The following is a 7,581-nucleotide window of genomic DNA, read 5'->3' on the forward strand; positions in this document are numbered from 1 at the left end:
TATGACTAAAATTAAGTTATAACAATGAGTTGTAATAGATGTCGCATTTTTCAGCTTCGCTCCCACTGGGCCCAACTGGTCGCATGGATCTATCCCAGGACGCGGTATTGCTGGATAAAAAGCATTCTGCTTATCGCCATTTTCGCGTGGCCACTCTCACTGGCCAGTTATGGGTTAGGGGGCATTGCCTTTGTGTTGATCTCAGTTCTGATGTTAGCCAGCATCACACCACACAAGGTAGTTCTATTACTTTGGGTTTTATCACTGATCAGTTTAAATGCTGCTTCATTGATGACTGCGCCAATAATTGAAGTGGTCGCTTTCGCCATTTTGCCCACGCTGTTTTTACCGCTATTCATGCTCACTTTAACTGATAACGCGAAAGCAACAGGGAAACGCTTCTTACCGCGGCAAACTTTTTACTGGCTGTACTCCGGGCATTTGATGGTATTAGGAGTAGTTTCAATGCACATGCATAATTGAAAAAATTAATACATACTAAATTACAACTCAGAAAAAAATCAGGATATATATGGACATAGAAAAGGCTGCATGCCATCAATGCATTGGTGAGAAATACGTAAAGAACATTGTTAAAAAACATGGGAAAGTAACAGGGCCGTGTAATTATTGCAAAAAAAGGCTTAAGAATATTCCTTTATCTAAAGTTACTGAAATCGTGCACCAAGTCTTTGAAAGCTACTTTCAACCTGAAGATGATGACGGCTATTCTAGTATGGATGGAAGCCGTTCTGCCAAGGTGCTTATAGGTGAAGAGTTAATTGTTGATGAAAAAATCGCTGATGATATTTATGAATTACTATGTGAAGACTATAATTGGCATACAGATTATGACCCTGCTAGATATAACGATGGGTATATATACTCTAGGCGAGAGTTTTCAATAAATAAATTAGATCATGCTTGGAAAAAAGTGAAAGCATCGCTTAGCGAAGAAGCTCGTTTTTTTAATGATTCTGTAAAGGATTTTTTGGACGACCTATTCTCTGATCTGGATGATTTCCGCATAGAAAACTCAAAGTCTCCCATCAAAACTATTGATGGTGATGTTTTTCTTTATCGAGCTAGGGTCTTTGAAAGTTGGGATCAGGTTAATGATGCGTTAAGACATCCAGAACGGAACTTCGGACCTCCTCCTGCTGAACAGGCTCGAGCTGGACGAATGAATGCGCAAGGAATCGCTGTTTTCTATGGTGCGACAACGCCTAATGTTGCTATTTCAGAAGTACGCCCACCTGTTGGAAGCCACGTTGTAGTTGCTCCATTCGCGCCACAGAGGGCATTAAGAATATTGGATATTTCAGAATTGGATTCATTAGTTTTTAGTAAAGAAAGTATATTTAACCCTTCGACTATTAAGAGTCATGAAAAAACAGGGTTTTTGAAGAAATTTTCCCGTAAAATGACAATACCCGTATTCGGAAAGCAGCAAGACAATGAATATCTTATTACACAAGCAATTGCTGAATATCTCAGTGTGTCTAAAAAATATCAACTCGATGGAATTAGTTTTCGTTCAACACAGATAAAAAAGGCAAATAAAACGCGCCAACGTAAAAAAGAAGATGGATACAATGTGGTTCTTTTCAGTAAATCCTCTAGAGTTTTAGATTCAGGGTTGGATGAGCGCACATATAAAGTAAATCTTCTTAAACAGGTTGCATGGAGTGATTCTAAATTCAACCCAACAATTCATTTGATTAAAGATGACAAGATTCAAAAAAATCAGCATCACTTCCCTTCATCTAATAAATTAATTTCACTAGAACTTATCTCAAGCGGATTAACATATTATCATATCCAGGGTGTTTCTTATCAAACCTTTGAAAAAGAAATTGAGCTGTCTCTCCCTGTTGATAAAAACTCTGAAAACCAGGATATGATTGATTTTTGAAATATTATTTTTTTGGAAATTTGTCCCAGCAGTACTAAGCTGAGATATTTATAGTAAAAAAATAGTTCAACAAAGATATCTCTATCAGAAGGCATACAAACCTATGTAAGAGATGAATTTTAACATTATCGAGTATTATGAGATGACTGATTATATACCCACTATCTTAGGCGCGCTTGGTGCTATAGCTGGTGGTGCGGCAACACAATGTTTTACCCTTTGGAGGGAGTCCCATAGTGGGAATAAAGCTCGCTTTCGAGATATGCAGTTTATAGGCGGTGAGCTGATTATACGTCTGATTGAACTTCGTTATCAGTGTAGAGAAGCGGGTGATGATAACGGTACACCAACAATGGTAAACGGGCAGCAAGAAGACATAGTGACGACCCACGTAGAAGACTTTTCCTTGGGTGACGTCCAGGGCAAATGGGAATCGCTACCTCCGGATCTACAATTTCGTATAAGGGAAATCCCATCACGATTGAAAGAAATTGATAGGTGGCTTGAAAGATTTTATGAAATTCACTATTCTCCTCCGGAGAATTCTGAATATTTCGGTCATCGATACGATCTTTATTATGGTATTGTCAATTCAGTTGAAGAGTTGATAGAGATACTTCGTAATATTTGTAAATTGCCAAAATCCGATTTATATCCATAATGGTGTTTAATTCATTTTTCCTTCTGATTTACGAAAAATACGACAACATAATCACGGTAGTCGTATACTAAAGTCATGTTTATCCGACAGAGTGGCAGTTACGCCCCGTACCTACCACTCTGCCTCTATCAGAAGCTATACGATGCACTGATATTAAATCTATCTTAGCACTTGCTGACAACTCTAACATCATTAAATTTAATGATAATTTCCGCTTCGCATTGTCTAAATACCGGTATATATAACTGAAATACTCCCTGGATTGCAGGTGTTAACCATAGCAGCATAAACTTCGAATTAGTTGGAAGACCCACTTGAAGTGTACAATGACCTCCTTTTTTTTCAATATTATTGAGAATTAAACCGTACCAATCAAATGAGACGATATGCATTAGCTTCCAGCCTGGATTTATGCAGCTATGGAATGTCCGTTAAACCACCCTCTTACGTACAGAGAAATTCGTGGCCGCAAAATTTTGGCGGGTTCCCGCTTACAACCCCTATTAGGATTAATTTCAGTTTTACTCAGGACATGTTTTTTTTGACATAAAATTCTTGATAGTGAGTTTTATAAAAAATATTTCTTATCTTACATTTTCGCACCGTTTGCATTTAGACCCTTTTACAATTTTCCAGCTGATATCAGCCCGGTTCGATAACTGAGAAATACGCAACGTTATATCGAATAGACGTGGCCAGCGCGTCCATGACGATATCCATTAACCATTTGAGATATGGTTACTGCCGGGTGGATTAAAGGCAGACACGCTGTTTTACTGTGCTGCGCTATGTACCGTAAATAAGGCGTAACCAATGATAATTATTTTTTAACAATCACATTTTTTCTATGATATGAGCGCATTTATTTCTCATAAGCATGAGTTAACATGAAAATTAAGAAAATTTATATTTGTTAATAAATTCATTCAGTTATAACAAAACCTTGCAAAAGATAAGTAAATACTATGTGATACAGATCACATTTTCTCTCATTTAGCAAACTCATAACATTTTTTTGACTTATAAGTTAAATTGTCAGCTGACATCTGATCCACTCCGTTAAAATTTATTGAGGACACTGATATGGAAAGTGCTATCGATCTGTTTTACGTAGAAAAATCAATGGATATCGTAGACAACTACGACTTCAATGATTCTGACTGGTAAAAAATAGAATGAAAGGGCAATTTTTTTTGCCCTTTCATTTTTTTATTTCAGCGGAGGTAAATATGGATGATACCGGACATCACTATCTGATAGATATCCTATCAAAGGATGTTGAATTCCTTAAAGATGAGAAATTGTTAACTCATTCTTTTGAGAAAATACTGCAACTTTCCCATTTTCACATCATTGGCAGGTTGGTTTATAAATTCCAAAGTGGCGGGGAAGGAGTAACGGGGGTATTTCTTCTCTCTGAATCTCATCTTTCATTTCACACTTACCCCGAAACAGGTTATATCAGCATTGATTTATATACCTGCGGGAAGGATGCTGTAAATTTAAGCCGGGATATAGAGGCCATTTTCAAAAACACCACAAAATTCAGAGCGCGTTATATTGAACGGGGAAGTACATTTTTAGCAAAAGCTAACCCTTTTTTCACATCGCCGGCGGTGGTTCTTGAGGATAATCGTAATGAAACTCACTAAAAATGGCCTTATGTGCTTCGACTATCAGTTTCCTATTTACAATTATTTTTTTCCTAACCAACATAAAAACATCACTACAAAAACACTTCGACAGACATACTCTGCTTCCAATGAAAATATTCGATCTCGCGCGCTATATTTTCACATCCCCTTTTGCGAAACTATTTGTAGCTTTTGTCATTTTACCCGTGGGGGATATAAAGACCACAACGACGTAAACCGTTATACCAAGGCCTTAATAAAAGAAATCGAAATAAAGGCGCAAATGATTGACTATCATGCTGTTCCCGTTCGCGCGATTTTTTTTGGTGGCGGAACGCCTTCGATTTTATCCGCAGAAAACATCCGTGCCATTGGGGCTGCAATACACCGCCATTTTGATCTTTCAAAGCTGGAGGAGTTTTCCTTTGAAATCGAAGTAAAAAGCCTAAATGACGATAAAATCAGTGCCTTGCAAGACATTGGTGTGACTCATCCCAGGTTTGGCCTGCAGACCTTCAGTCCTTTATGGCGAAAGCTATTTAACCTGACCTCCACGATGGACCAGATACAGTACGCCGCCCGTGCATTGAATGCTGCTTTTCCGCACGTCTCCTTTGACATCATCTATGGCATGAACGGGCAGGATGAAGAGGACATTATTTCTGATCTTGAACAGGCGATCGCGCTGGGCACCACCAACATCGATATTTATCCTATCAATAATGTCTCCACCCAGCCTAAACTGCATAAGCATATAAAAGACACGAATTTAGGAGTGACTTCCGCGACTCGAAAATTCACCATGAATATTCTCATCGACGCCTATATGAGAAGCCGAGGATTTATGCCACATAACGGACACGGTTATGTTCGGTGTAATAACATCACCTCTGACGTAGTGACAAGAGATTATAAGTTTATTTATCATGAACACGTATACGGTTATGCAGATCATGACCTACATGGTTTTGGGGTTAACGCGGCATCATCGTTACGCGAACATGCTGTTACTAATACCTCAGGTCGGGAAAAGTATATTAATGCAATTGAAAATGGTGAAGTCAGTTGCACTATCAGCCAGCATCCTTCATATATGGATGAAATGAAGCCTTTGATTCTACATCTGGCTTATTTCGCTAGTTTAGAAAAATCAAAGGTACGTATGGAAACCATACCTGGAAGTTTGATGGAGAGGATCGCAGAACTTAAAAATGAAGGTCTCATTACCGAAGATATGGAGTTTTTCCGTTTGACCAAAAAGGGTTGGTACTGGTATACCAACATTATGTATTATCTGATGCCGGATGCTGATAAAGACATTATGAAAAGTTATATCCACAAACAGCTCAGCACGCCTGGTAAATTTATTTCTAAAAAAGAGTTAATTTTTACTACTGCGCAATAGGTGACACACTTTTATCTACTAGAAAACGACGGTTCAATGAAAGCGAAAATCAATAAAAACTATTTGGCGCTCTCCTCCTCTCTGGCTATCTCCAAGACGGGGGACTATGCCCATGAGGTGGTTTTTGCCCTGATCGTGATAGAACTCCTTCGCGACAACTATCTCCTGATCGGCATCGTGTACTTTTTTCGGTTTGTCCCATTTATTTTTTTTGGACCCATTGGCGGTTGGTTAGCCGACCGCTACCCCTTAAAAAATACAATGTTCTACAGTGAATTACTAAGGTTTGTTGCCTCAGTGTCACTCCTGTTTCTGTATGAATACGGTGCGCTTAACCTGGTCTCGATGATCATCTGTACGTTGATTATTACTGTGGGCAGAAGCATCTTTCAACCCAGCTTTCAGTCCTGCGTGCCCAAACTTTTCCGTGAAAATACGCTAATTCGTATCAATAGCTCCTTTCAGATGATCGATCAAGTCGCCTCTATTGCGGGCCCGCTGCTCTGTTCGCTGCTGCTCGTTTCAGTGGGGAAGCAGGGCGTCCTGATATTCGACTCACTGACCTACGTGGTCTCTATGGCCGCATTGTTAATGCTCACGCAGGCTAAGGCGGAGGGAAGCCTTCGCCCTGCCTTTTCAGTAGCGTCTATTTTTAAAGATACCTGGGCGAACATACAGTTTTTACGCGGGCACTCGAGGGATCTTTTCGCTTCGATTATCGGTTCAGCATTGTGCATTCTCTTTACCGCCTCTCTGCTGAGGTACGTGCTGCCTGCATTTGTGATTTTCAAAGGAGGGGCAGAGGTTGAGGTCAGCTATATGTTTGCTGCGCTTGCGTCCGGAACCGTGGTCGGTAGTCTGCTCTACGCCAAATTTTCGGTGATCAGATCTCCATCCGCGCTGATGAAATGGTGGATGGTATATGGCGCAGTATTTATTCTTTTGGCCTGCACAATTAATCTTTCCATCTCTCTCTCGTACGGTATTTCTTTCCTCTTAGGCGGCTGCGGAGCCTTTGTCGATATTTCGATTGTCAGCCTGATCCAGGCGCTATCGGGAAAAAATGATATCGGAAAGAATTTTGGCCTATTTTCCACGCTGGCCAACACGGGTGAGGCCGCATCAGGGCTGATTTATGGCTTCTTTGCGCTTGGTGGAGTGTTCGCGTCGTTCATCATAATGGCCTCGCTGATATCACTCTCCGCCATGCTGATGCTCCGCAACATGGGGCGCGGAGAGTCTCCGAAATAGCCCCTATGCATCCGCTATAAGATCATCGGCGCTGAGCTTTCAGACGTTCGCGCCGTTTGATTTTTTATAAATCTCACTCCAGTTTTCGTAAAGCCTCCGCGTGGGCTATTTTACCTTCTCCAAGCGGACCCCATTTACGTAAAATTATTGTTCGGTGATTTCACAATGCTCATTCGCAGACGGAATGTACGTCATATCCTTATCAGCTGAAACAAATCCGCGTTTAAAACGGAGAATTGTTGTGTTGTTAGACTGTGTTTGGAAGTTGATATCTCGTGCAACTTGATACTCATTATTTCCATTGTCTCTGCGAATATATAGTGTACGCTTTTGATCAGTAAAGCAGATAATCTGGAAGTCTTTGCTATCTGACCCATTTACTAATTGCCACTGATTTGTTGTCTGTTCAGCATTTGCAAATGTGCTTATGAACAGCAATGGAAATACACAGAAAGAAATTTTTTTAATCATCATATAATCCCCGTAAAAATAGATATATCGGCCACTGCTGGGCAGACTTTATTTTTTATGCGCAAAGCGCATGAAGGCGACAAACGCTGTTCCGCATAGCTCTGTAGCCAAACGTCGCCGTACGCCCGGCGCAGCCGGTCTGTGACCCGAATATCCCCAGTCAGCCCCCCGTCCTTGTATGTAATAAGCATGTGGTGGTTAGCTACCATCGCATGAAGCGGAGAGAGCTTGGCCCTCGCCCCAA

Annotated in this window: 8 protein-coding genes; 6 read left to right on the forward strand and 2 right to left on the reverse strand. The window is 40.5% G+C overall.

Annotated elements, in window-relative coordinates; all coding sequences use genetic code 11:
- The first annotated feature begins 24 nt into the window (after positions 1 to 24).
- From J8X26_RS28115 to J8X26_RS25530, 6 genes are all read left to right on the forward strand, one after another.
- Positions 25 to 483, forward strand: a complete 459-nt coding sequence (locus tag J8X26_RS28115; RefSeq protein WP_208952372.1) for a TraX family protein — start codon at positions 25 to 27, stop codon at positions 481 to 483.
- Positions 484 to 532: 49 nt separating this feature from the next.
- Positions 533 to 1,915: an RES domain-containing protein gene (locus tag J8X26_RS25510; RefSeq protein ID WP_208952373.1), complete on the forward strand. Its 1,383-nt coding sequence runs from the start codon at positions 533 to 535 to the stop codon at positions 1,913 to 1,915.
- Positions 1,916 to 2,057: 142 nt separating this feature from the next.
- Complete coding sequence (locus J8X26_RS25515; protein ID WP_208952374.1) at positions 2,058 to 2,576, forward strand: hypothetical protein; 519 nt, start codon at positions 2,058 to 2,060, stop codon at positions 2,574 to 2,576.
- Positions 2,577 to 3,805: 1,229 nt separating this feature from the next.
- The gene (gene speD, locus J8X26_RS25520) at positions 3,806 to 4,228 is read left to right on the forward strand and encodes an adenosylmethionine decarboxylase (RefSeq protein ID WP_208952375.1); all 423 of its coding nucleotides are present in this window, start codon (positions 3,806 to 3,808) and stop codon (positions 4,226 to 4,228) included.
- Positions 4,215 to 5,615 carry a coproporphyrinogen-III oxidase family protein gene (locus tag J8X26_RS25525; protein ID WP_208952376.1) on the forward strand — a complete coding sequence of 467 codons (1,401 nt, stop codon included), beginning with the start codon at positions 4,215 to 4,217 and terminating at the stop codon, positions 5,613 to 5,615. The genes speD and J8X26_RS25525 overlap by 14 nt, the downstream gene beginning before the upstream one ends.
- Before the next feature lie 36 nt (positions 5,616 to 5,651).
- On the forward strand, positions 5,652 to 6,866 hold the full coding sequence (locus J8X26_RS25530; protein ID WP_208952377.1) for an MFS transporter: 1,215 nt from the start codon (positions 5,652 to 5,654) through the stop codon (positions 6,864 to 6,866).
- 144 nt (positions 6,867 to 7,010) lie between these two features.
- Here J8X26_RS25530 and J8X26_RS25535 read toward each other — a convergent pair whose 3' ends face one another.
- Both J8X26_RS25535 and J8X26_RS25540 read right to left on the reverse strand, forming a co-directional pair.
- Positions 7,011 to 7,340 (reverse strand): hypothetical protein, encoded by a 330-nt coding sequence (locus J8X26_RS25535; RefSeq protein ID WP_208952378.1) that lies wholly within the window; start codon positions 7,338 to 7,340, stop codon positions 7,011 to 7,013.
- Positions 7,337 to 7,581: hypothetical protein (locus J8X26_RS25540; RefSeq protein ID WP_208952379.1), on the reverse strand; the 245-nt coding region annotated here is incomplete at its 5' end. The genes J8X26_RS25535 and J8X26_RS25540, both read right to left, overlap by 4 nt.

This window comes from Rahnella sp. ChDrAdgB13 (assembly GCF_017655185.1).
GTDB classification, from domain to species: domain Bacteria; phylum Pseudomonadota; class Gammaproteobacteria; order Enterobacterales; family Enterobacteriaceae; genus Rahnella; species Rahnella contaminans.